Origin of the sequence: Xylophilus sp. (genome assembly GCA_009914555.1) — a bacterium.
Classification (GTDB): Bacteria; Pseudomonadota; Gammaproteobacteria; order Burkholderiales; family Burkholderiaceae_C; genus WNDY01.
In genome coordinates this window covers 1-24016 of sequence record WNDY01000011.1, presented here as the reverse complement: position 1 = coordinate 24016, position 24016 = coordinate 1, and the positions used below count along the sequence as shown (strand labels likewise).

General features: G+C 70.6%; 12 protein-coding genes, 1 tRNA gene and 4 pseudogenes. 5 read left to right on the top strand and 12 right to left on the bottom strand.

Annotated elements, in window-relative coordinates; all coding sequences use genetic code 11:
- Positions 1 to 32: 32 nt before the first annotated feature.
- The 9 genes and pseudogenes from GAK38_RS07685 to GAK38_RS07645 all read right to left on the bottom strand — a co-directional run bounded on the left by GAK38_RS07685 (position 33) and on the right by GAK38_RS07645 (position 15737).
- Positions 33 to 1157 carry a polysaccharide biosynthesis/export family protein gene (locus tag GAK38_RS07685; RefSeq protein ID WP_325342908.1) on the bottom strand — a complete coding sequence of 375 codons (1125 nt, stop codon included), beginning with the start codon at positions 1155 to 1157 and terminating at the stop codon, positions 33 to 35.
- 25 nt (positions 1158 to 1182) lie between these two features.
- Positions 1183 to 2130 (bottom strand): hypothetical protein, encoded by a 948-nt coding sequence (locus GAK38_RS07680; RefSeq protein ID WP_325342906.1) that lies wholly within the window; start codon positions 2128 to 2130, stop codon positions 1183 to 1185.
- On the bottom strand, positions 2123 to 2941 hold the full coding sequence (locus GAK38_RS07675) for an alpha/beta hydrolase (RefSeq protein ID WP_325342904.1): 819 nt from the start codon (positions 2939 to 2941) through the stop codon (positions 2123 to 2125). The genes GAK38_RS07680 and GAK38_RS07675 overlap by 8 nt, the downstream gene beginning before the upstream one ends.
- Positions 2938 to 3720 carry a 4'-phosphopantetheinyl transferase family protein gene (locus GAK38_RS07670; RefSeq protein WP_325342903.1) on the bottom strand — a complete coding sequence of 261 codons (783 nt, stop codon included), beginning with the start codon at positions 3718 to 3720 and terminating at the stop codon, positions 2938 to 2940. The genes GAK38_RS07675 and GAK38_RS07670 overlap by 4 nt, the downstream gene beginning before the upstream one ends.
- Complete coding sequence (locus tag GAK38_RS07665; RefSeq protein ID WP_325342901.1) at positions 3717 to 5762, bottom strand: condensation domain-containing protein; 2046 nt, start codon at positions 5760 to 5762, stop codon at positions 3717 to 3719. The genes GAK38_RS07670 and GAK38_RS07665 overlap by 4 nt, the downstream gene beginning before the upstream one ends.
- Before the next feature lie 67 nt (positions 5763 to 5829).
- Positions 5830 to 8583 (bottom strand): annotated as a pseudogene (locus GAK38_RS07660) (non-ribosomal peptide synthetase); the annotation flags it as partial.
- 92 nt (positions 8584 to 8675) lie between these two features.
- Positions 8676 to 12608, bottom strand: coding sequence for a type I polyketide synthase (locus tag GAK38_RS23890; RefSeq protein ID WP_443089176.1), 3933 nt, complete (start codon positions 12606 to 12608; stop codon positions 8676 to 8678).
- 39 nt (positions 12609 to 12647) lie between these two features.
- Positions 12648 to 13307, bottom strand: a pseudogene (locus GAK38_RS23885) (beta-ketoacyl synthase N-terminal-like domain-containing protein); the annotation flags it as partial.
- 12 nt (positions 13308 to 13319) lie between these two features.
- The gene (locus tag GAK38_RS07645) at positions 13320 to 15737 is read right to left on the bottom strand and encodes a non-ribosomal peptide synthetase (protein WP_325342900.1); all 2418 of its coding nucleotides are present in this window, start codon (positions 15735 to 15737) and stop codon (positions 13320 to 13322) included.
- Between the two features lie 571 nt (positions 15738 to 16308).
- Between GAK38_RS07645 and GAK38_RS07640 the strand changes: the two genes are divergently transcribed.
- Positions 16309 to 17190 carry a class I SAM-dependent methyltransferase gene (locus tag GAK38_RS07640; protein WP_325342898.1) on the top strand — a complete coding sequence of 294 codons (882 nt, stop codon included), beginning with the start codon at positions 16309 to 16311 and terminating at the stop codon, positions 17188 to 17190.
- A gap of 364 nt (positions 17191 to 17554) precedes the next feature.
- Here the strand turns inward: GAK38_RS07640 and GAK38_RS07635 are convergent.
- Positions 17555 to 17628 (bottom strand) — tRNA-Gly (locus GAK38_RS07635).
- 145 nt (positions 17629 to 17773) lie between these two features.
- Positions 17774 to 18047 (bottom strand): annotated as a pseudogene (locus GAK38_RS07630) (aldehyde dehydrogenase family protein); the annotation flags it as partial.
- A gap of 374 nt (positions 18048 to 18421) precedes the next feature.
- On the opposite strand from GAK38_RS07630, the gene alaS reads away from it, so the two are divergent.
- The 4 genes from alaS to rimO are packed head-to-tail and all read left to right on the top strand — an operon-like array spanning position 18422 to position 23918.
- The gene (alaS, locus tag GAK38_RS07625; RefSeq protein ID WP_325342896.1) at positions 18422 to 21046 is read left to right on the top strand and encodes an alanine--tRNA ligase; all 2625 of its coding nucleotides are present in this window, start codon (positions 18422 to 18424) and stop codon (positions 21044 to 21046) included.
- 11 nt (positions 21047 to 21057) lie between these two features.
- Entirely contained in the window at positions 21058 to 21930 is an 873-nt protein-coding gene (locus tag GAK38_RS07620; protein ID WP_325342895.1) for a dienelactone hydrolase family protein, read from the top strand.
- Between the two features lie 48 nt (positions 21931 to 21978).
- A complete protein-coding gene (phaR, locus tag GAK38_RS07615) occupies positions 21979 to 22548 on the top strand; it encodes a polyhydroxyalkanoate synthesis repressor PhaR (protein ID WP_325342893.1) in 570 nt (189 codons plus the stop codon).
- A gap of 17 nt (positions 22549 to 22565) precedes the next feature.
- Positions 22566 to 23918, top strand: coding sequence for a 30S ribosomal protein S12 methylthiotransferase RimO (gene rimO, locus GAK38_RS07610; RefSeq protein WP_325342891.1), 1353 nt, complete (start codon positions 22566 to 22568; stop codon positions 23916 to 23918).
- Here rimO and GAK38_RS07605 read toward each other — a convergent pair.
- Positions 23892 to 24016 (bottom strand): annotated as a pseudogene (locus tag GAK38_RS07605) (IS481 family transposase); the annotation flags it as partial. The gene rimO and the pseudogene GAK38_RS07605 overlap by 27 nt on opposite strands.

The following is a 24016-nucleotide window of genomic DNA, read 5'->3' as shown; positions in this document are numbered from 1 at the left end:
TGGGGTCACCTTCGGGTTCTGGTCGTACGATGTCAGCGCCGGATCACGACGCCGCCCGGGTTCACGATCTGGGCCGCGGGCAGGATCAGGCTGATCACCCGGTTCCAGCGGACCAGCGGCACCGGGTCGATATAGACCACGTCGCGCGGCTGCAGCTCGAAGCGGTCGGCCAGGGCCAGCGCCACCGGGTTCTTCGCGTCGAGGTGGTAGACGTCCGGCACGTCGGCTTGCGTGTTGCGCACCACGTAGATCTGCCCGGGCGCGGCGGTCTGCAGCGCGGGGCCGCCGGCATCGCCCAGCGCCTCGTTGAGGGTCAGTCGGCCGTTGCGCAGCGGCAGCGCCGACGGGCGCTGGATCTCGCCCATGACGTAGACGCGGCTGTCCTCGCGGGTGTCCACGCGCACGATGTCTCCGTTTTCCAGCGGGATGCGCGCTGCGCTGTAGCCCGAGCGCTGCAGTGCCAGCAGGTCGATCAGCAGGCTGCGGCCGCCGCGCGTCAGGGTGACGCGGGAGCGGTCGGCGCTGGCATTCAGGCTGCCCGCGCGGCTCAGGGCCTCGGCCAGCGTCATCGGCACGTCGGTGAAGATCTGCAGGCCCGGCGTGCGCACATCGCCTTCGACGTAGGCGCGCCGGCTGCGGAAGGCCTGGACGCGGATGCTGACCAGCGGATCCCGGATGAACGGCTCGATCCGCCGGGCGATCAGGTCGGAAGCCGCGCTTTCGCTGAGACCTTCCACCCGGACCCGGCCGACGTACGGAAAGCTGATCTCGCCCTGGCTGTCCACGATGAAGCCGGGTGCGGCGCTCACGCCCGTCGGGTCCGACTGCTGTGCGATGACGGCGCCGGCGTTGGGCAGCAGCTCCGGATGGCGGTACACCACGATGCCGATGACGTCGCCCGGCCCGATGGTGTAGGCCGGTGCCGTGCCGAACAGCTGCTGCACCTCGGCCGGCACGCCGGTGGGAAGGCGAGCCGCCATCTCGCGGACCAGCTCCGGGGTGATGGCGACGAGCCTCGGACGGCCGCGGCCCGCATCCGCGGACTCGTCGGGCGACGAACTGCTGTCCAGAGGATCGAAGCCCGGTGCGGCGCAGCCAGTAAGGGCCAGGGCCACGGCAGCGGCGGCCGCGCCGCGCAAAAAGGGAAGGGTGTGCATCGAGCGCTCCTCAGGTACTGCGGTGTCACTGCGGCGCCAGGGCGCCGGCCATCTGCAGCGCCGCGGCGGGCGGTGCGTCCGCGCTGCGGACCGCAGCGGGCATGCCCCCGGCCGTGGCGATGGCCCAGTCGCCCACCAGGCGCAGGAACGACTGCTGGCCCTTGGCCGTGCAGAGCGTGTGGTCGAGGTCGCCGGCGAAGTCGTACTGCGCGGCCTGTACGAACGGCTCGTGGCGGAATCGCCCGAGCAGGTCGCGGTCCCGGTCGCAGACGTGGAAGGAGCCCGAATACAGGAAGTGCAGCGCGACCTTGCGCTCGGCCAGGCGGTGCATGGCAGCGCCGAACCAGGCGGCGGTCATCGCGGGCGAGGCGCTCTCGCTGAAGAAGCCAGGCAGCGGCTGCCCGGAGCGGCCGCCCGGCAGCCAGCGCACCAGGCTGCGCTGGAGCCAGCGCCTGAGCTTGCCCGCGAAGGCCGGGTGGCCCATCGCCGCGAAGGCGCGGCGCAGGGTGCGTTCGCAGCGCGTGTGCCATTGCGGGAAATTGAATCCGTCGAACAGCGACAGTCCGACCACCCGCGGGTCGGCCAGCGCGGTCGTCATCGCGTGCTCCACGCCCGAGCACAGGCCGACGATCACGAACTGGTGGATGCCCAGCCGCGCCTCCACCAGGTCCATCGCCGCCTGCAGATCGCGCACCGCGCGCAGCACCAGGGGCAGGGCGCTCGTGCCGGCGGGCGCCTCGCTGTCGCCGATGCCGCCCAGGTCCAGCCGCAGGCTGCTCATGCCGCGCGCGGCCAGCCGGTGGCACAGCTTCACGTTGATGCGCCGCGGACCCACACGGTGGTTGGCTCCCATGTTGAGCATCAAGCAGGCCACCGGCAGCGGCGCGGGGCCGTCGGCCGCGGGCGTCGTCAGCATGCCGACCAGCGCCGCATCGGCGCCGAAGCGCACCGGGGTCTGTACGGGGTCACTCATGGAGGGCTCCTTGCAGTCGGGCGAGCGCGTCGGCGGGGACCATGGCGCTGTTCGGATAGGGGTCGGCGGCCCAGTCGAGCCGGTGTTCGAAGTAGGAGAGGCGCACCGGCATGTGGCGCAGCTGTTGCGCGGCGGCCCATTGGGCCGTCGGTGCATCGTCGGGCTGGGCGAGCACCAGCGTGTCGTGCAGGGCGGTCAGCGCCAGCGAGGCAGGCACCAGTGCCCCGAACTGCGCCCGCAGGCGTTCGGACAGCGACACGCCGAGCGCTTCCTGCGGCACGGCCTGGCTGTCACGCACGAAGCTGCGGCGCCAGGCCGGGTCCGGTATGCAGAAGCTGCCGTCCACCATGGCCACATGCCGCTCCCGCAGGAAGCGCGCATACCGCAGGCCATCCAGGATGGGTTCCCACAACACCAGCCGGTGCGGATCGCAGCGGCCGCTGCGCGCCGCCAGCACGGCCAGCGTGGCACCGAGCCGGGCTCCGATCCAGGCGACGCGCGTACCGGGCGCCAGGCGGCGCAGCGTGTCGTGCGCGGCGCACAGGTCGCGCCGCCAGCCGTCGAGTTCGCCGCTGCGCTCATCGCCCGGCGAATCGCCGGTGGCATGGAAGTCGAAGCGCAGCGCGGCCACGCCGTCGCGGGCGAAGCGCTCGGCCAGCACCTTGAAGAAGCGGTGCGTGCGCAGGCCCTCCTGGCCGAAGGGCGGGCACAGCAGCACCGCGGTGCCGCCGTCGCGCTGCGGCTCGGCCGCATGGAACATGCCGAACAGCTGGCGCGAGGCCGAGCCGAACATCAGCGGCTGGGGCATCATGGCGCGGCCTCCTGCAGGCGCTGCCGGGATGGCGCGGCGGCGTATGCGGCCGCGTCCCCGAATGCGCGGGCGGCCTGCGCCAGGGCGCCGGGCACCTGCAGCAGCGGCTGCGGTATCCGCCATTCGGCAAGCGACGCCACGCTGCCCGACCGCGCCGGCGCCGGACCGACGACCACCCGCAGCAGGTGCCCGCCCACCGGGATGTCGATCCTGCGCAGCGTCGCCTCCAGCCCCACCTCGATGGTGCTCGGATCGAGCCGCAGGCCCAGGCCGATGGCCTTGAGGCAGGCCTCCTTGCGGGTCCAGCAGGTGAGGAAGGCCCTGCCGCGCCGGCGCGGCGGAAGCGACCGCAGGGCGCGGTTCTCGTGCAGCGTGAAGCAGCGCTCGGCGACGGCCAGCGCATCGGGCACCGGGCGGAGGTATTCGACGTCCACGCCGAGCGGCCCGCGGTGGCCCACGGCGATCAGTGCCACGCCACGGCTGTGACTCAGCGAGAAGTGGATGCGCGGGTGGTCGGGCAGCCAGGGCTTGCCGAGCGGCCCGTCGGCCAGCCGCAGCGCGTCAGCCTGCTGCGCACCCTGCTCGGCCAGGGCCAGCCGCAGTGCGATGTGCGCGGCCACGAAACGGTCGCGGTCGACCGGAAAGCGCAGGCGCCCGGCGCGCTCGCGCTCCTGCGGCGACAGCAGGGCCGCCTGCGTACGGAGAGCCGGGCCGTCCAGCTCGACATACCGGCAGACCGCCGTGTCGATCTCGGCCGCGGACGGCGCGCCGCGGTTCATGGCTGCCCCCTGCGCAGCCACTGGTCGATGGTGCGCCGCAGCAGGGCACTCTTGCGCACGGTGGGCGCAGCGGTGGCGTCGGCCCCCTGGGCCGGCGCCGCGATCTGGGCCAGGGTCTCGAACAGGTAGCGGCGCGGCTCGACCCGGCGGCCCAGCGTGAGCGCGGCCTGCTCGACGGCGCGCTGCACCAGCAGCGAATCCCCTCCGAGGTCGAAGAAGTTGTCGCTGCCGCGGATGTCGCGCACGTCGATGTGCAGCACGTCGGCCCAGACCTGTGCCAGGCCGGCGTGGGCCGGCGGCTGCACCGCGATGGGCGCGATCTGCGCCCAGGGGCTGTGCTCGGCGGTCGGCGCCTGCTGCGCTGTCGCGCCGGGTGGCTCGGCCGCGAGCCTGCGCAGTTGGACGGCGCTGGCCGAACCTTCCTCGGATGCAAGCTCAGCCAGCGTGGCCTGGGGTCGATCGGCCGCGCGCCGCAGCAGTTCGAGGTAGCGGTCGCGCAGCCAGCCGCCGGTCTCGCGCAGGAAGATATCGGCGTTGTAGATCAGCACGCCCTGCAGCCCGTCGGGCGTGTCGACCAGCCACACGCCGATGTCGTCGGTGGCGCCGCGCTGCGTCAAGCGGATCTGCCGGGTCCGCAGGCTGCCGATGGCGGATGGCCGTTCCCGGGCGTCCTGGTACGAGAACATGGCCTGGTAGGCGCCGCCGGCCTGGCCGCTGGCGGCCGGTTCGGCCGCCAGGCGCTCGAAGGGCACCTGCTGGTAGTTCATGAGCGCGAGCAGTTCCTGCTTCACCCGGCGCATGAAGGCGGGCAGGGTCAGCCGCAGGTCGACCTCCAGCGCGACCGGCAGCAGGTTGTTGAAGAGACCCATCACGGCTTCCGTCTCGGGCTGCTGGCGGCCTCGCACCGGGTTGGCGATGACGACGTTGTCGGTGCCGATGGTTTGGGCCACGGCCAGCGCATAGATGCCGAGGGTCAGCATGCTGGGCGTCACGTCCAGGCCGCGGGCGGTGTCGCGCAGCTGTGCGGTGCGGGCCGCATCGACGGCGATCCACTGCGCGCCGCCCTGGCCGCTCTTGCCGGCGCGGCGCGGCATGTCGGTGCGCGGCTGGCGCTGCGGCGGCGTGGCGGCCAGCCGCCGGCGCCAGAAGTCGAGCTGGGCCTCGAAGGCCGGCGTCGCCATCCATTGCTGCAGCCATTCGGCGTAGTCGCCGTGCGTGGTCGCGAGCGGCGGCAGCGCCGGCGGGCGGCCCTGTTCGGCCGCGCCGTACAGTGCGTCCAGCTCGGCCTGCAGCAGGTCGAACGACCATCCGTCCCAGACCAGGTGGTGCGGCACGAACACGAAGACGTGCTCCTGCGCGTCGAGCCGGAACAGCGCTGCATGCAGCAGCGGCGCGCGGTGGACGTCGATCGGCCGGTCGGCCAGCTCCTGCATGCGCTCGGCCAGTTCGGCCTCGCGCTGGTCCGCCGGCAGAACGCGCAGGTCCACCACCGGCAGGGCGAAGGCGGCTTCGCCGGCGATCACCTGCACCGGCCGCCCGGTCGTCGGATCGGCGCCGATGCAGGTCCGCAGCGCGGGCTGGCGCCGGATGATCTCGCGCAGCGCCTCCTCGAAGCGCGCCGGATCGAGGGCGCCCAGCAGCCGGTGCGCCGACGGCACGTTGTAGACCGAGCGGCCCGGCAGCAGCTCTTCCATGAAGAGGATGCGCTCCTGCGCCGGCGTGAGCGGCGCCGTGGTGCGCCCCGGGCGCAGCGGCAGCGGCGCGGGGGCCGGTTCGCCGGCGCGCAGGAGTGCCTCGACGGCGCGGGCCAGCTGCCCGGCCGTGGGCGCCTCGAACACGGTGTGCAGCGGCAGCGTGACGCCGAAGCTGCGGCACAGCAGTGCGGCGAGTCGCGCGGCCAGCAGCGAATGCCCGCTGAGGGTGAAAAAATCGTCGTGCAGGTCGAGGCCGGGCAGGCTCAGCACCTGCTCCATGGCCGCCAGCACTTGGCGCTCCACCGGGCTGCGCGGCCCGGCGGCGCGCGCGGCCATGCCGTGCGGCACGGTCGAGCTTGCCGTTGGGCAGCGTGGGCAGCGCCGCCAGCGCGACCACGTGCTGCGGCAGCATGAAGGCCGGCAGGGTGGAGCGCAGGTGGTCGAGCACGGCGCCGGCATCGAAGGACTCCGCAGCGGCGTCGGGCCGCAGCGCCAGGTAGGCCACCAGGCGGACGTCGCCGGGCTGTTCCTCCCGCGCCACGACCACGCTGCGGGCCACACCGTCGACCTCGTTGCAGCGAGCCTCGATCTCGCCGGGCTCGATGCGGTAGCCCCGCACCTTCAGCTGAAAGTCCAGCCGGCCCAGGTGCTCCAGCAGGCCGTCGTTGCGCCAGCGGCCGCGGTCGCCGGTGCGGTAGACCGGGACGGCGCTGCCGAGGATCCGGGCGGTGACGAAGCGTTCGGCCGTCAGGTCGGGACGATGCAGGTAGCCCGACGCGACGCCGGCGCCGGCGATGCAGATCTCGCCGGGCACGCCGACCGCGCAGGGTTGCTGGTCGGCGTCGAGGATCCAGACACCGGTGTTGGCGATCGGCCGGCCGATGGCCATGCCGCGCGTGGCGATCACCTCGCGCTGCATGTTCCAGGCGGTGGACCAGACGGTGGTTTCGGTCGGGCCGTAGACGTTCCACACCTGCGCGCAGCGGTCGAGCAGGTCGAGCGCCAGCGGGCCGCGCACGGTCTCGCCCCCGATCCAGCCGCGAAAGCCGGGGGCGCCCGGCCAGCCGGCGTCGCGCAGCAGCTCCCAGGTGCCGGGCGTGGCCTGGAGGATGGTCACCTGTTCCTTCTCGATCAGGCTGCGCAGGCGGGCGCCGTCCACGGCGGTTTCGCGCTGCACCATTACGATCTCGGCCCCGGCGGCCAGCGGCAGCAGCAGCTCGGCCACGGCGATGTCGAACGACAGCGTGGTCACGGCGGCCAGCCGGTCGGTGTCTCCGATGCCGGGCGCGGCGCGCATCGACTCGATCAGGTTGGCCACGGCGCGGTGCGGTACGCACACGCCCTTGGGCCGGCCGGTGGAGCCCGAGGTGTAGATGACGTAGGCGAGGTCGTCGGGCCGGGCGTCAAGGTCGTCGTCGGGCGCGAGCGCGTCGCCCGGTGCCTGCTGCCAGGCGGTGTCGGTGTCGATGTCCAGGATGCGCCGGGCCGCGTCGGTGCGCCAGCCGCGCGGCGCGGCCGCGACGCACGAGGCGGTCAGCAGCAGCCCGAGACGGGCGTCCTCGGCATGCTGGTCGAGCCGCGCCTGCGGAAAGCCGGGGTCCAGCGGCACGTAGGCCGCGCCGGACTTGAGGATGGCCAGCAGTGCCACGACCATGTCGATGCCGCGCTGCAGGCACAGGCCCACGCGCTCGCCGCGTCCCATGCCGCGGTCGCGCAGCGCGCGGGCCAGCTGGTTGGACCGTGCGTCGAGCTCGCCGTAGCTGCGGCGCTCGGCGCCGTCGCGGATGGCGGGGCGCTGCGGCAGCAGCGCCGCGCGGGCGACGAAGCCGGCATGGGCGAAGGGCCGGCCCTCCAGCCCGGTGGGCGGAGGCTGCAGCGCCACGAGGGCGTGGCCCGCTTCAGGCGACAGCAGACCGAGCCGGCCCACCGGCGCGGCCGGGTTCTGCACCGCCGAGCGCAGCAGGGTTTCGAACATGCCGAGCCAGCGCTGCACGCTCGCCTCGTCGAACAGGTCGGTGTTGTACTGGGCCTCGGCGACCAGGCCGCCGTCCAGCGGGCGCAGGTTGAGGGATATCTCGAAGTTCTCGTAGCGCCGGGCCACCGTTTCCACCGTCGCGTCGAGGCCGGCGAATGCCTGCGCCCGGCCGCCGATGTCGGGGTCGACGTTGAACATCACGCTCGCCAGTGGCAGCCGCCCGGGATCGCGCCGCAGCGAGAGCTGGCCGAGGAGTGCGCCGTAGGTCAGCGCCTGGTGCTCGAAGGCGCCGAGCACCGCGCCGGCGCAGTGGCCCAGCAGCGTGTCGAAGCGCATGCGCGCATCCACGCCGACGCGCAGCGGCAGCAGGTTCACGCAGTGGCCGACCAGGCCCGGCATCTCGTGGGCCAGCTGACCCGACGACGGTATGCCGACCACGATGTCGTCCTGGCCGGTCAGCCGGTGCAGCGTGGCGACGAAGCCGCCGAGGAGCCCGGCGAACAGGCTCACGCCGTGCTTCGCGCAGGCCGTGCGCAGGGCGCGCACGAGCTGCCGGTCGAGGGCGCGCTCTGCGCGGCGCGAGGCGAAGGTCCGCACCTCTGGCCGCAGCCGGTCGGTCGGCAGGTCGAGCACCGGTAGCGCGTCGGCCGCGAAGCGCTCGACCCAGTAGTCGATGTGCGCCTGCATGCCGGGCCGCAGCGCGGCGGCGGCCTGGTCGGCGGCGAAGGCCGCGTAGGTGGGTGCCGGGGCTGGGCCGTCGCCCTCGCCGACCTGCTCCGCATACAGCTGTCCCAGCTCCTCGGCGATCACGCTCCAGGACCAGCCGTCGCACACCGCATGGTGTGCGGACAGCAGCAGTTCATGGTCGGCCGCGTCGAGGCGGTAGAGCGCTGCGCGAAAGAGCGGGCCGCGCTCCAGTGCGAAGGGCCGGCTGACGGCTTCGGTGCGGGCGGTGTCGAGCGCCAGCGCGCGCGCCGGGGCATCGAGCGCCTGCAGGTCCCAGGTCTGCAGCGCGGACTCCCAGCGCGGGCCGACGCGCATGAAGCTGCCGTCGGGCGTGAAGGTGCCGCGCAGCGACTGGTGGCGCCCGGCGAGCTGTGCCACGGCGCGCTCCATCGCCGGCACGTCCAGCGTGCCGCGCAGGTGCAGCACGATGGCTTCGTTGTAGGCCAGCGAGGCCTCGGTGCCGAGCATGGCGCCGAGCCAGACCTCGCGCTGCGAGGCGGTGGTGGGGATGACGCATTCGGCCACTTCGGCCGCGTCGGCCGGGGGATGCGGCACGGCATTCATGCCACGGCCCTCTCATCTGTGCCGGACGGGACGCAGGCCAGGTCCGCCGCGGAGCTGCGCGGCACCTCGAACTCCAACGACACGGCCGGCGCGCGGCGCAACAGGAAGCCGGACTCCTGCAGCTCGGCGACCGATTCCTTGAAGGCCCGCTGGATCAGCGCGATGTCCTCGGCGTTGTGCGCGCTCGTCAGAAAGCAGGGAAAGTTCTCCAGGATGTGCACGCCGCGGCTGCGCATCATGGGAAACAGCAGGTCCTGCAGCGGATGGTCCTCCAGCCAGGCCACGCGCCAGAGCGAGGAGAAGTGCCGGACCGCGATCGGCGCGCCGGCCGCGGCGCACCAGGCGGTCAGCTCGTCGGCCATCCGGCCGGTGCGCAGGGCCAGGCCTTCCTGCAGCGCCGGCCCGCAAGCCTTCAGGTGCAGCAGCGAGGCCCTGGTCGCGGCCAGCGCGAGCGGATGGCGCACGAAGGTGCCGGCGAAATAGGTCACGCCCACGGCCGGGAAGGAGTCGTCGCCGTACTGCCAGGCGCCGCCGTCGAGCGCGTCCATGTAGGCGCGCCGGCCCGCGATCACGCCGACCGGGAAGCCGCCGCCGATGACCTTGCCGTAGGCCGCGAGGTCGGCCTGGACGCCGAACAGCGCCTGCGCACCGCCCAGCCCGGTGCGAAAGCCGGTGATGACCTCGTCGAAGACGAGGCAGCAGCCCGCCTGCGCGGTGATGGCCCGCACGTCGTGGAGGAAAGCGCGCGGCTGGAAGTCGGGCCGCCGGCTCTGCACCGGCTCGACCAGCACGGCGGCGAGGTCGCCGGCGTGGTCGCGGATGAAGGCCAGGGCCTCGGGCGTGCCGTAGTCGAGTACGCGGATGTCGCCGAACATGCCGCTCATCACGCCCGGCGCGGCCGGCAGGCCCCGGCCGTCCCTGCCGGCGCGCACCAGCACCTCGTCGAAGGTGCCGTGGTAGGAGCCGGTGAACACCACGACGGTGCTGCGCCCTGTGACCGTGCGGGCGATGCGCAGCGCCGCCATCACCGCCTCGGAGCCGGTGTTGCAGAGGCCCGCGCGCTCGCAGCCGGTGAGCTCGCAGACCAAGCGGGTCACGTCGGCCGCCAGCGGATGCTGCGGACCGATCTCGCAGCCCGCGTCGAGCTGCTCGCGCACGGCGTCGCGCACGAACGGGGCCTGCCAGCCGAACAGGTTGACGCCGAAGCCGTTGAGCGCATCGACGTACTCGTTGCCGTCGATGTCCCAGAGCCGCGAGCCCTGCGAGCGCTCGATCACGACTTGGGAGGTGATTTCCTTGGTTAGCGGGCGGAAGCCGTTGACCACGCGCGGATCGGCCATGTGGCCGCGGTTGGCTTCGGTGAACTGCCTGCTTCTGGCCGTGCGCTCGACATAGCGGCGGATGAAGGCACCCAGCCGCGCCTTCTGCCGCGCGTTCGGCTCGGCCGTGCGCTGCGTGTGGATGCGGGCGATGGCGCCGAAGGCCCTGGAGACGTCGTAGCGCTGCGGCTGCGGCCTGGCTGGAACAGCTTCTTCAGATGCGGTGGGTATAGCCTGTAAGCGCTTGTCTGTAAAGCACACTGAGGTATTACTGCCAGCAGTAACGATGTGGCCGATTCCCTGCGCTGCCGTACCGGACAGCAGGGCCAGCTGCTGCCGCATCAGCTCCATCTGCTGGGTGATCAGCTGCGGCAGCGGCAGCGCGTCCTGGCCGCCGGCGGCCGGCGCGGCCGGCAGCGGCGCCGCGGCCGTGGCGACGGCCTGGGCCAGTGCTTCGGCTTCGGCCTGCGGCGCGGGTGGCAGGCTGGCGCGCAGGAAGGCCGCGAGCGCGTCGATGCTGCGGTAGTCCTCCATCAGCTGGCGGAAGCTGAGGTCCACCTTGAAGCGCTTCCTGATCTGGGTGGCGGCCTGGGTCAGCGTGAGCGAGTCGAGCCCGAGTTCGGCGAACACGGCATGGCCTTCGGCCTGTGCCATGTCGATGCCGGAGATGTCTGCGAGCAGCGCACGCAGGCGGGTTTCCATCGGCGGCGCGGTGGATGCGGGGGAGGCAGGGACGGCGGTCACGGTCGGCTCCAGAAGCAGGTGGGGTACGAAAGGGGCGGTGAGGGGCGTGGCGGCGATGTCGACCCAGAAGCGCTTGCGCTCAAACGGATAGGTGGGCAGGCGCACGCGCTGGCGGCTGCCGGCCAGGGCCGAGAGATCGATGCCGGCGCCGCTGGCCCACAGCCGGGCGAGCGCCAGCCGCAGCGTGGCGGGCTCGTCGGCCGCAGTGCCGTGCAGCAGCGGCGTGGCCGCGCCGCCGTGCTGGCGCACCAGCGTCGCCAGCGTGTTGCGCGGGCCGGTTTCCACGAAGAGCGCCTGCGGCACGGCTGCGATCGCGTTGCGCACGGCCGGGGAGAAGCACACGGTGTCGCGCACATGCCGCGCCCAGTACGCGGCGCTGGTGGCCTCGGCCGGCTCCAGCAGGCGGCCGGTCAGCGTCGAGACGATGGGAATCCGCGGCGGCTGCAGAGCGACCTGGCCGACCAGGGCTTCGAACGGCGCGACGACCGCGTCCATCATCGTGGAGTGGAAGGCGTGCGATGTCTGCAGCAGGCGGCTGGCGATGCCGTCGTGCTGTAGTCGGTCGTGCAGCGCGGCGATGGCCTCGGCCGGGCCCGCGGCCACGCAGGCGTTCGGGCCGTTGTCCGCGGCCAGCGACAGCCGCGGGCCGAGCCGCGGCCGCAGGGCCTCGGCGCCCAGGCGCACCGAAAGCATCGCGCCGGCCGGCTGGGCCTGCATCAGCAGGCCGCGCTGCGCCACCAGCCGGGCGGCGTCGCCGAGCTGCATCACGCCGGCCACCACGGCGGCGGCGAATTCGCCCACGCTGTGGCCGATCAGCGCCTGCGGCTGGACGCCCAGCGACAGCAGCCGGCGCGCCAGGGCGTATTCGATGGCGAACAGGGCCGGCTGCGTGGCCGACGTGGGCACGAGCGACTGCGCGTCGTCCGAGAAAATGCGGGCCCGCAGGTCGAAGCCGACCTGGCCGTCGAAGGCGGCCAGGCATTCGTCGAAAGCGGCGGCGAAGACCGGGTCGGCCGCATGGAGCGCGCGACCCATGGCCGCGTACTGCGCGCCCTGGCCCGGGAACACCAGCACCAGCTGCGGCGGGCGCGGGCCGACCGTGCCGCCGGCGCGCCACGGCGATGCGGCATCGCGCAGCGCAGCGGCAGCGCCGCCGTGCGACGAAGCGACCACTGCGCGCCGCACGGCATGCGCTTTGCGGCCTGCGGCCAGCGTGAAGGCCACGTCGGCCAGCGGCTGCGCGGGATGGGCTTCGAGGTGCGCGGCCAGCCGCTCGGCGGCCACGGCCAGCGCGGCGTCGGACCGTGCCGAGAGCGGCAGCACCTGCACGCCTTCACCGGCCGGGGTGGCCGGCCGCAGCGGCGCCTCCTCGACGATCACGTGCGCGTTGGTCCCGCCGACGCCGAAGGAGCTGACGCCGGCGCGGCGCGGCAGTGCGCCGCGCGGCCACGGCGTGGCGTCCGCAGTGACGCGAAAGGGCGTGCTGCCGAAGTCGATCGCCGGGTTGGGCGCGGTGAAGTGCGCGGTCGGCGGTATCTGTTCGTGGTGCAGCGCCAGCGCGGTCTTGATCAGCCCGGCGGCGCCCGCCGCAGTGACCATGTGGCCGACATTGCTCTTGAGCGAACCGAGCGTGCAGAAGCCGCGCGCATCGGTGTGCTCCCCAAAGGCGGTGGCCAGCGCCTCGACCTCGACCGGGTCGCCGAGCGGCGTGGCGGTGCCGTGGGCTTCCACGTACGAGATGCTGCGCGCGTCCACCTGCGCCGCATGCAGCGCGGCGCGGATCACGGCGGCCTGACCGTCCACGCTTGGCGCGGTGAAGCTGGCCTTGGCGCCGCCGTCGTTGTTGACGCAGGCGCTGCGCAGCACGGCGTAGATGGTGTCGCCGTCGGCCTGGGCATCGGCCAGCCGCTTGAGCAGCACGACCGCTGCACCCTCGCTGAAGACAGTGCCCTGCGCCTTCGCGTCGAAGCTGCGCGTGTGGCCGTCGGGCGACAGCATCGCGCCCTCGTCGTAGAGGTAGCCGCTGCGCGGCGGGCAGGTGACCGCGACGCCGCCGGCCAGCGCCATGTAGCACTGGTCGCTGCGCAGCGCATGGAAGGCCTGGGCGACCGCGACCAGCGAGGTCGAGCAGGCCGTGTGCACGCTGACCGCCGGGCCGGTCAGGTTGAGCCGGTGGGCCACGCGGGTGGCGATGTAGTCCTTCTCGTTGGCCAGCATGGCCTGGAACTCGCCGACCGCCTCGACCAGATCGGGCCGCGTGCGCAGGTGGCGCTGGGCATAGGTGGCGTTGTACATGCCGGCATAGACGCCGACCGGGCCGGCGGCCGCGTCGGGCACGTGGCCGGCGCGCTCCAGGCACTCCCAGCAGATTTCGAGGAAGACGCGGTGCTGCGGGTCCATCAGCGCCGCCTCGTTTGCAGGGATGCCGAAGAAGGCCGCGTCGAAGTCCTCGATGCCGTCGATCACGCCGCGGGCCCGCACGTAGGCCGGGTCGGCGCGCAGCGCGGCGGACACGCCGGCGTCGAGCGTGGCATCGTCGAAGAAGCGGATGGTGTCGCGCCCGGCGAGGAGGTTGTCTCAGAACTGCTCGACGTCGACCGCACCGGGAAAGCGGCCCGCGGTGCCGATCAGGGCGACCGCATCCGTGCCGGCGGCGCCGGCCGGCGGGGCTGCGGCGGTCCGGGGGCGGGCGCCGGTGCCGGGCGCCTGCAGCCGGGCAGCGATGCCCGCCGGCGTGGGATGGCGGAAGAACAGGTTGGTCGACAGCCGCGGCGCACCCTCGTTCTGCAGAAGGGCCAGCACCTGCACCGCGCGCAGCGAATCGCCGCCGAGGTCGAAAAAGTTGTCGTCGCGGCCGACCGGGTCGATCTGCAGCACCGCGGCGAATGCCTGGCAGACCTGCCGTTCGGCCGGGCTGGCGGCTTGTGCATACGGCTGGCTCAGCGCCGGCCGCGCCTGCGTCGGCGCGGGCAGCGCCCCGCGGTCGAGCTTGCCGTTGGGCGTGTGGGGCAGCGCGGGCAGCCAAACCTGGGCCGAGGGCAGCAGCGCCGCGGGCAGCCGCGCGGCCAGGTGGGCGCGCAGGGTGTCCCAGGCCAGCGGCTCTGCCCGCGCGACCAGGTAGGCGACGAGGCGCGTGCGGCCAGCCGCATCGGGCCGCGCCACGACCGCGCAGGACCGGATGTCCGGGTGCGACAGCAGGGCCGCTTCGACCTCGCCGGGCTCGATCCGGTGCCCGTGGATCTTGATCTGTCCGTCGCGCCGGCCGACGAACTCGATGGTGCCGTCCGGCAGCCAGCGCGCCAGGTCGCCGGTGCGGTAGAGGCGGTCGCCGGGCTGGCCGAAGGGATCGGCGACGAAGCGCTCCGCCGTGAGCCCGGGCTGCCCCAGGTAGCCGTTCGCCAGGCCCTGGCCGCCGATGCAGAGTTCGCCGACCAGGCCGGTCGGCAGCAGGTCCAGCGCCGGGCTCAGCACGCGCAGCACCGTCTGCTGGATGGGCCGCCCGAGCGGCACCGACCGCAGATCCTCCGGCAGCGCCGCGGGAACGCGGTAGGTGGCCGCGAAGGTCGTGCATTCGGTGGGGCCGTAGCCATTGGTCAGCGCAAGCTCCGGCAGGGCGGCCAGCGCGCGCCGCACATGCGCGACCGACAGCGCTTCGCCGCCGATGATCAGGTGGCGCAGGCCGCGCAGGTGCGCCGGGTCGTCGTCGACCACCGCATTGAACAGCGCGGCCGTGAGCCAGGCCGTGTGGACGCCGTGCCGGGCGACGGTGCGGGCCAAGCCGGGGCCTGTGGGAATGCGTTCGTCGTGGATCACGCAGCAGCCGCCGTTGAGCAGCGGCCCCCAGATTTCGAGCGTGGCCGCGTCGAAGCCGAGCGGCGCCGCATGCAGCATGGATGCGCCGGGCCCGAAGGCCGCGTACTCTGCATCCACCACGAGGCGCAGGATGGCGCGGTGGCTGATCTCGATGGCCTTGGGCGCACCGGTCGAGCCCGAGGTGCACATCACGTATGCGATGGATTCGCCGTCGATGGCGGGGTCACCGCCGGTGCTGTCCTGTTGCGCCGGGCTCCACGCATCCAGGTGGATGCGGGCCAGCGGTTCAGGCACCAGCGCGTCATGGGCGCGGACGGTGACGGCCAGGCGGACGCCCGCCTGGGCCAGCATGGCCGAAATCTGCTGCGGCGGATGATCGGTCGGGATCGGCACGTAGACGGCACCGGCGCGCAGGATCGCCAACTGCGCAACCACGGCGTCCATCGAGCGATCGAGCATGAGCCCGACCCGCTCGCCCGCGCGCACGCCGCTGCACTCCAGGTGCCGTGCCAGCACGTGCGACCGGCGGTCGAGTTCGCCATAGCACATCCGGTCGTCGCCTTCGACAAGCGCGATGGCGTGCGGATCGGTGCGGGCCTGCACCTGGAAGCAGCCGGTGACGGTGAGGCTGGCATCGACCGGCGCGACGGGGCGATTCCAAGTGACGAGCTGTGCGTGCAGGTCGGCCGGGGGCGCGGTCGGAATGGCCGAAAGAGGGGCATCCGGCTGCGCCAGCACATGGTCGGCGGTGGCGGCAATGGCCGCCAGCAGGATCCGGAGCGCGTCGGCGTCCAGGCATCGGGGATCGGCATCGGCATGCAGGCGCAGCCCGCGCGGCGCCGTCTGCACCACCCACAGCCTGACGGCGGCGCGGGCGTCCCGGGCCGCTGCTGCACTGCGCAGCCACAGTACCTCCGGTTCGGCGGTCGCTCCATCGTCCGGCGGCGCGCCGGCTTCGCTGCGGCACCGGGCCACCGTGGCAAGCCATTCGCCAGCCGTGGTTTGTGGCAGGCTGCCGTCGAGCGCAACCACGGCGACTGCGCGCCCCTGGTCGGCCGTGACCTCGTGCAGCACCGCAGGAGATTCCCCCAGCCAGCGTGACCGCAGCAGCAGCCAGGCCGCGGCGTATGCCGTGTCGGGCAGGGGACCGTTCGCAGGATGCGTTGCGAGTCGCGTCGTCAACGTGAGGGTCGCGTTGCAGCGGACTCCCGGCGCCTCGGCACGGGCGGCCCGGACGAACAGCTCGGAAAGAGATGCGGTCCCTGCGTCCTGCTGGTCGGGAAAAACGGCGTGAATTTCCATGCCCCGTCCGAATGGTTGCGTTGATCGGCGGCGGAAAAATCTCTGCCTTACTGGCAATGCCAGCCTTACGGAAGAGTTTTCAGCGAAGTGGCGTCGAATATATGGGTCCGCTAGTTTGTTGTGTGAAGCGATTCACGACTTTGTACATTAGCATGCAATTTTTTCAAAAAAAACTAACCAAAGGTCTTGAAACAAGTTACCCATCTCTTTTGAACTCATCCGTTTGAACCGGTGGGGAGTATCGGGGCACGGAAACGCGGCAAAAGCAGCCCGTCCGCAGACGGAGGTGCGTCCGCCAAGGGCTGAAAACCACGAGCCCCGGGGCGAGAGACTTGTTTTTAATTCATCCGGATTGCAACCAATATAAAAACTAGTGGAAAAGATCCGAGTAATCCGCCGAACTGGAGCATTATCCGCGCGGCACGGACCATGAACCTAGCTGAGAAAGAACATGCTCGAAGAGATTCTCTTGCCCGGGGCAGTCCTGGAAAGCCGCGGTGCTTATCTTGAAGCGCCGCTGCCACAGACATCCGACGGATTGATGGCGAACGCCACCTATTTCGGAAATCCGCAGTGGGCGCAGGAATATCTTGACTACTGCCATCGGGACGTCCATTTCCGCAGCCGGTGGCTGGCTGCGACCGGGGACTGGACGGACAAGGTGGTCATCGACCTCGGATGCGGGCCGGGAAACGTCTTCGCCACCCTGGGCGGAAAGCCGAAACTGCTCGTGGGCGTGGACGTGGCGAGCGGATCACTCGAACTGGCGTCCGCCCAGGGCTACACGGCGGTGCGGGCCGACGCGGCGCAGACGCCCTTCCGCTCGGACGTGGCCGACATCGTCGTCATCAATGCCTCGCTGCACCATTGCGACGACATGCAGGCCGTCCTGCGGGAGGGCGCACGCCTCGTCAAGCGCAGCGGTCTGCTGGTGACCGACCATGACCCGCAACTTTCCGCATGGAACTACCAGGGGCTGGCCAGGGTGATGTGGGATACGCGGCTGTGGATTTACCGCATCACGCGGCACAGCTTTCACCGCAGCCGAAAACAGCAGTTCTGGGGGTTGAGAACCGAAATCCACCATCGTCCCGGCGATGGCGTTACCGAGGAGTTCTTCAAAGACACGCTGGAGCCATTGGGCTTCGATGTGGAGGTATATGCCCATAACCATCAAATCGGAGCCGATGCACTGAAGGGAAATGTCGGCCCTGCGCAGTGGAAATATCGCCTGGGGAATATATTGTCGGGCCGTGATCCGTCTGCAGCGACAAGCGCACTGTCACTCATGTGCATTGCAAGGCGCCGCGAAGTTGCAGGCAGCGACGGATGAGGCTGGATGTTTCAGGTAAAAGTTACGGAAATTATTACTTGATTACTGTAATTTTTACAATGAAGTCAAAATCGATTTTGTAGGAAGATTATTTATTATGTGGCGTGCGCTGGTGAGTGGCGCCGCGCCTCGTACCACGCGTGCGTCGCGGCAGAATTGACGGATGTCAATATCGCGGCAGTGCGCCGCCGGCTCACCCAGAGTTTCTCCACGAAAGCGGGGGGGCAGATCCGCTTTCCGTTTTGGGCAGGCTCTCAGTGGTTTTTGCTGGCAGTCACCAGCCTCAGCGATGGGAAAAGCTGAACGGTGACAACCATTTGGCGACGCTCCGCGGTCATTCCCGGAAGTCCGCGGAAAGTGGAAGTGGAGCGGGTGAAGGGAATCGAACCCTCGTATGAAGCTTGGGAAGCTGCCGTTCTGCCATTGAACTACACCCGCAGCAGCCGGCGATTCTACTGTCAAACCATGGCCCGTCCGGCCGCGAAGCGTGCCGGGCGGTTGAGGGGCGGTCTAGGAGGGGAGGGGTATCTATCTCTAGCCCGCTATTTCAAAGAGCTACACGGTATTGGAGGAGGGGGTATCTTTATTTTGCGGAATCCCTCAGGCAGAGGAACTCGATCTCGACGTACTCGTCGATGCCGTGGTGCGACGATCCCTCGCGGCCCAGGCCGGATTGCCTGACGCCGCCGGGAGGGCACATGCCCGGTGGCGATCACGCTGGCGTCGATGCCGACCATGCCGTACTCCAGCGCCTCGGCCACGCGGAAGATGCGGCCCACGTCGCGGCGGTAGAAATAGCTCGCCAGGCCGAACTCGGTCGCGTTGGCCGCGTCGACCGCCTCCTGCTCGGTCGTTACCTTCTCGACGGCCGCGGGTTCGATCAGCGGCCCCTGATTCGGCCGCGGCCAGTGCGGTCCGCGGTGAACTCGGCCGGTTTGATGACCAGCGGGGTGCCCTGCTCGGCGGTCATGTGCCGCCAGGTCTTTCTGGTTCTCCATGAGCAGGTTGAACTACTTCAGCAGGATCGCGCTGCTTGCCGGTCTGGCTGCGCCAGGCCGGCCAAGCGGCGTTGGCCGCGGCGATGGCGCGCTCGATGTTCCTGCTGGTGACAGCGGCCGGCGAAGGGGCAGAAAGAGGGCCGAAACCTATAATCGCGTGTTCGGCCCGGCCAGGCCCCTCGGGGCTTCCGACGCACCGCGCCTTTCTCAGAAACGAGTCGCTGCACCACCCCATGAGCACACCCATCTCCGTCGCGCAGATCCGCAAGACCTTCCTCGATTTCTTCGCGTCGAAGGGGCACACCGTCGTCCCGTCGAGCTCGCTGGTGCCGGGCAACGATCCGACCCTGATGTTCACCAACTCGGGCATGGTGCAGTTCAAGGACGTGTTCCTCGGCACCGACAAGCGGTCCTACGTGCGCGCTGCCTCGGTGCAGGCCTGCCTGCGCGCCGGCGGCAAGCACAACGACCTGAAGAACGTGGGCTACACCGCGCGCCACCACACCTTCTTCGAGATGCTGGGCAACTGGAGCTTCGGCGACTACTTCAAGCGCGAGTCGCTGAAGTGGGCCTGGGAACTGCTCACCGAGGTCTATCAACTGCCGCCCGAGCGGCTGCTGGCTACTGTCTACCAGGAAGACGACGAGGCTTACGACATCTGGACCAAAGAGATCGGCCTGCCGCCCGGGCGTGTGATCCGTATCGGCGACAACAAGGGCGGACGCTACAAGTCCGACAACTTCTGGATGATGGCCGACACCGGCCCCTGCGGCCCATGCTCCGAGATCTTCTACGACCACGGCCCGCACATTCCCGGCGGCCCGCCGGGCAGTGCCGACGAGGACGGCGACCGCTTCATCGAGATCTGGAACAACGTGTTCATGCAGTTCGACATGGCCGAGGACGGCAGCGTCAAGCGCCTGCCTGCGCCCTGCGTGGACACCGGCATGGGCCTGGAGCGGCTGGCGGCCGTCCTCCAGCACGTGCACAGCAACTACGAGATCGACCTGTTCGATGCGCTCATCAAGGCGGCCGCGCGCGAGACCGGCACGAGCGACCTCGGCAACAAGAGCCTGCGGGTGATCGCCGACCACATCCGCGCCACCTCGTTCCTCGTGGCCGACGGCGTGATTCCGAGCAACGAGGGCCGCGGCTACGTGCAGCGCCGCATCGTGCGCCGCGCCATCCGCCACGGCTACAAGCTCGGTCAGAAGAAGCCGTTCTTCCATAAGCTCGTGGGCGACCTGGTCGCGCAGATGGGCGATGCCTATCCCAAGCTCCAGGCCGACCAGGCCCGCATCACCGAGGTGCTCAAGACCGAGGAGGAGCGCTTCTTCGAGACGCTGGCCAACGGCATGGAGATCCTCGACACGGCGCTGGCCGGCGACACGAAGAAGCTGCCGGGCGACGTGGCCTTCAAACTGCATGACACCTACGGCTTCCCGCTCGACCTGACGCAGGACGTGGCGCGCGAGCGCGGCGTCGCGGTCGACGTGGACGGCTTCAACGCCGCCATGGAACGCCAGAAGGCCGCCGGCCGCGCCGCGGGCAGGTTCAGGATGGACCGCGCGCTGGACTACAGCGGCCACGGCAACACCTTCACCGGCTACGACACGCTGGTCGAGGAGACGGCGAAGGTCGTGGCGCTCTACCACGAGGGTGCGCCGGTGCAGCAGCTGGCCGAAGGCCAGAGCGGCGTGGTCGTGCTCGACACCACGCCCTTCTATTCGGAGTCCGGCGGCCAGGTCGGCGACCAGGGCACGCTTTCGGCCGAAGGGGTGCAGTTCGGCGTGGACGACACGCAGAAGATCAAGGCCGACGTGTTCGGCCATCACGGCACGCAGACCCAGGGCACGCTCAGGGTCGGCGACACGGTCACGGCCCGTGTGGACACCGCGCTGCGCCTGGCCACCCAGCGCAACCACAGCGTCACCCACCTGCTGCACAAGGCCCTGCGCGAGGTGCTGGGCACGCACGTGCAGCAGAAGGGTTCGCTGGTGAATGCCGAGCGCACCCGCTTCGACTTCGCCCACAACGCACCGGTGACCGATGCACAGGTGGTGGAGATCGAGCGCCGCGTGAACGAGGAGATTCTGGCCAACACCGTCAATGTCATCCGCGTGCTGCCGATCGAGAAAGCCCAGAAGACCGGCGCGATGATGCTGTTCGGCGAGAAGTACAGTGAGACCGTGCGTGTCATCGACATCGGCACCAGCCGCGAACTCTGCGGCGGCACCCACGTACGGCGCACCGGCGACATCGGCCTGTTCAAGATCGTGGCCGAGAGCGGCGTGGCCGCGGGCGTGCGCCGGGTCGAGGGCGTGACCGGCACCCAGGCACTGGCCTACCTGCAGGAGCTGGAATCCACGGTGCAGGCCGCAGCCAGCACGCTGAAGGCGCCGCCGGCCGAACTGCAGGGCCGCCTGGGCCAGGTGCTGGAACAGGTTCGCGCACTGGAGAAGGAACTCGCCGCGCTCAAGGGCAGGCTCGCGTCCAGCCAGGGCGACGAACTGGTGGGGCAGGCCGTCGACGTCAAGGGCCTCAAGGTGCTGGCCGCCGTTCTGTCGGGCGCCGATGCCAAGACGCTGCGCGACACGCTCGACAAGCTCAAGGACAAGCTCAAGACCGCGGCCATCGTGCTCGCGGCCGTCGACGGCTCCAAGGTCCAGTTGGCCGCCGGCGTGACGGCCGACAGCACGGCCCGCGTCAAGGCCGGCGAACTGGTCAACTTCGTCGCGGCCCAGGTCGGCGGCAAGGGCGGCGGCAAGCCCGACTTGGCGATGGCCGGCGGCACCGACCCGTCGGGCCTCGACGCCGCGCTGCGCTCCGTGGCAGGCTGGGTGGCCGACAGGGCCTGACGACGGCTGCCGTGCCGGCCGTCGCGCTGCGTTGGGTGGGCATGGCGTGGGCCTGCGCGGTGGCCTTGGCGGCCCATGCCGCGGCCCCGCAGCCCGAAAAAGTCTCCATCGCCAGCCGCGACGGCACGCCACTCGTGGCTTGGCTGTTCCGTCCGCCGGATCGTGCCGCCCGTGGCAGCGTGATCGCGCTGCACGGCTGCGGCGGCCTCTATGCCGGCCGCGATGCCGCATCCGGGCGCTTCACCGCGCGCCACCAGGCCATGGCCGACATGCTCGTGGCCGAGGGCTACAACGTGCTTTGGCCCGACAGCCTCAAGCCGCGCGGCGAGACCGAACTCTGCACCCAGCGCATCGGCAGCCGCCGGATCGACCAGCGCCAGCGGCGCGCCGATGCGCTCGGCGCGCTCGACTGGCTGGCCGCGCAGCCGTGGGCTCCGGCGGGTCGCTATGCCGTGCTGGGCTGGTCGCATGGCGGCAGCGCCGTGCTGTCGGCGACCGACGCCACGCGTGCCGACGTGCTGGCCCGGCCCGAGCGCTTCGCCGTGGCCATCGCCTTCTATCCCGGCTGCTCGGCCGCGCTGAAGAGCGGCTGGCGGCCCGACACGCGCGTGGTGATGCTGCTCGGCGAGAAGGACGACTGGACGCCGCCCCAGCCCTGCACCGACCTGGCTGCGAAGACGGGTGCCGAAGCCGTCGTCTATCCCGGCAGCTACCACGACTTCGACAATCCCTTGGGCCGGGTGAAGCTGCGGCGCGACGTGCCCAACGGACTGCATCCGGGCGAGGGGGTGCATGCCGGCCCCGAGCCTGACGCGCGGGCGGCCGCAAACGCGCGCGTCCGCGATACGCTGCGGACTGCGCTGGGCGGCGGCCAGCCGCGCTAGGGTATTCCTTGTGCGGCCGGCGCTGGCCGCTTTCCTAGAATGAATCCGATGGTCCCGCCCCATCCACCTCAGGAGCCTACCGTGCCAAGCAAGCCAGACACCGCAGCGGAAGCATCGACGCAGCGCGTGATCAAGAAGTACCCGAACCGGCGGCTCTACGACACCAAGACCTCGACCTACATCACGTTGTCGGAAGTGCGCCAGTTGGTCATGGCCAACCCGCCCTTCGTCGTGCGCGACGCCAAGACGAACGAAGACTTGACCCGCAGCATCCTGCTGCAGATCATCCTGGAAGAAGAGGCCGGCGGCGCGCCGATGTTCTCCGAGGCGGTGCTGGCCAACATCATCCGCTTCTATGGCCACGCGATGCAGGGCTTCATGGGCGTGTACCTGGAGAAGAACATCCAGGCCTTCACCGACATGCAGGCCAAGCTCGGCGAGCAGTCCAAGCACCTCACGCCCGAAGCCTGGAGGCAGTTCGCCGGCAGCCAGGCGCCGCTGGTGCAGGGTGCGATGAGCAACTACATCGAACAGTCGACGGCGCTGTTCACGCAGATGCAGGAACAGATGCAGAAGCAGACCGAGCAGATGCTTGGCGCCTTCGGCCTCAAGAGGTAGTCTGGGACAATACGGGGATGAGCGACGTTCTCTCCCCCCCGAAAACACCCAAAGTCGGGTTCGTCAGCCTCGGCTGCCCGAAGGCGCTGACCGATTCCGAACTCATCCTCACCCAGCTCAGCGCCGAGGGCTACCAGACCTCCAAGACCTTCGAAGGCGCCGATCTCGTCATCGTCAACACCTGCGGCTTCATCGACGACGCGGTGAAGGAAAGCCTCGACACCATCGGCGAGGCGCTGGCCGAAAACGGCAAGGTCATCGTGACTGGCTGCCTGGGCGCGCGCACCGGCAGCGGCGGCGGCAACCTGGTGCAGCAGATGCATCCGAGCGTGCTGGCCGTGACCGGCCCGCATGCGACGCAGGAGGTGATGGACGCAGTCCACCTGAACCTGCCCAGGCCGCACGACCCGTTTCTCGACCTGGTGCCCGGCGGCTTCGGCGAAGCCGGCCTCAAGCTCACGCCCAGGCACTATGCGTATCTCAAGATCAGCGAAGGCTGCAACCACCGCTGCACCTTCTGCATCATTCCGTCGATGCGCGGCGACCTGGTGTCGCGGCCGGTCGGCGACGTGCTCAAAGAGGCGCGCGCGCTGTTCGAAGGCGGTGTGAAGGAACTGCTGGTCATCAGCCAGGACACCTCGGCCTACGGCGTGGACGTGAAGTACCGCACCGGCTTCTGGGACGGCCGCCCGGTCAAGACCCGCATGCTCGACCTGGTGCAGGCGCTCGGAGAACTGGCCGAGCCGTACGGTGCCTGGGTGCGGCTGCACTACGTCTACCCCTATCCGAGCGTCGATGACGTTCTCCCGCTGATGGCTACTGGCAAGGTGCTGCCTTACCTCGATGTGCCGCTGCAGCACAGCCATCCCGACGTGCTCAGGCGCATGAAGCGTCCGGCCAGCGGCGAGAGGAACCTGGAGCGCATCGCCCGCTGGCGCGAAATCTGCCCCGAACTGGTGGTGCGCAGCACCTTCATCGCGGGCTTCCCCGCAGAGACGGAAGAGGAGTTCCAGCACCTGCTCGACTTCGTGCGCGAGGCACAGATCGACCGCGCAGGCTGCTTCGCCTACAGCGACATCGACGGCGCCGCGGCCAACGATCTGCCGGGCATGCTGCCGCAGGAAGTGCGCGAGGAACGCCGCGCACGCTTCATGGCCGTGGCCGAGCAGGTCTCCATCTGGCGCCTGCAGCGCCGCGTGGGCGCGACCATGCAGGTGCTGGTGGACTCGGCGCCGGCGCTGGGCCGCAGGGGTGGGATGGGCCGCAGCTATGCGGATGCGCCCGAGATCGACGGCACCGTGCGGTTGCTGCCGCCGCAGAAGGCCAGCAAGACCTTGAAGGTAGGTGTCGCATCCCGGACGATCATATAGCCGCTTATGGAACAGATGCGGGTGAGTCTGATACCAGTTCTTCATGGCCTGCATGGGCGTCTTGCTGCCCAGCGCTGACTGCGGCAGTTGCTGGTTGT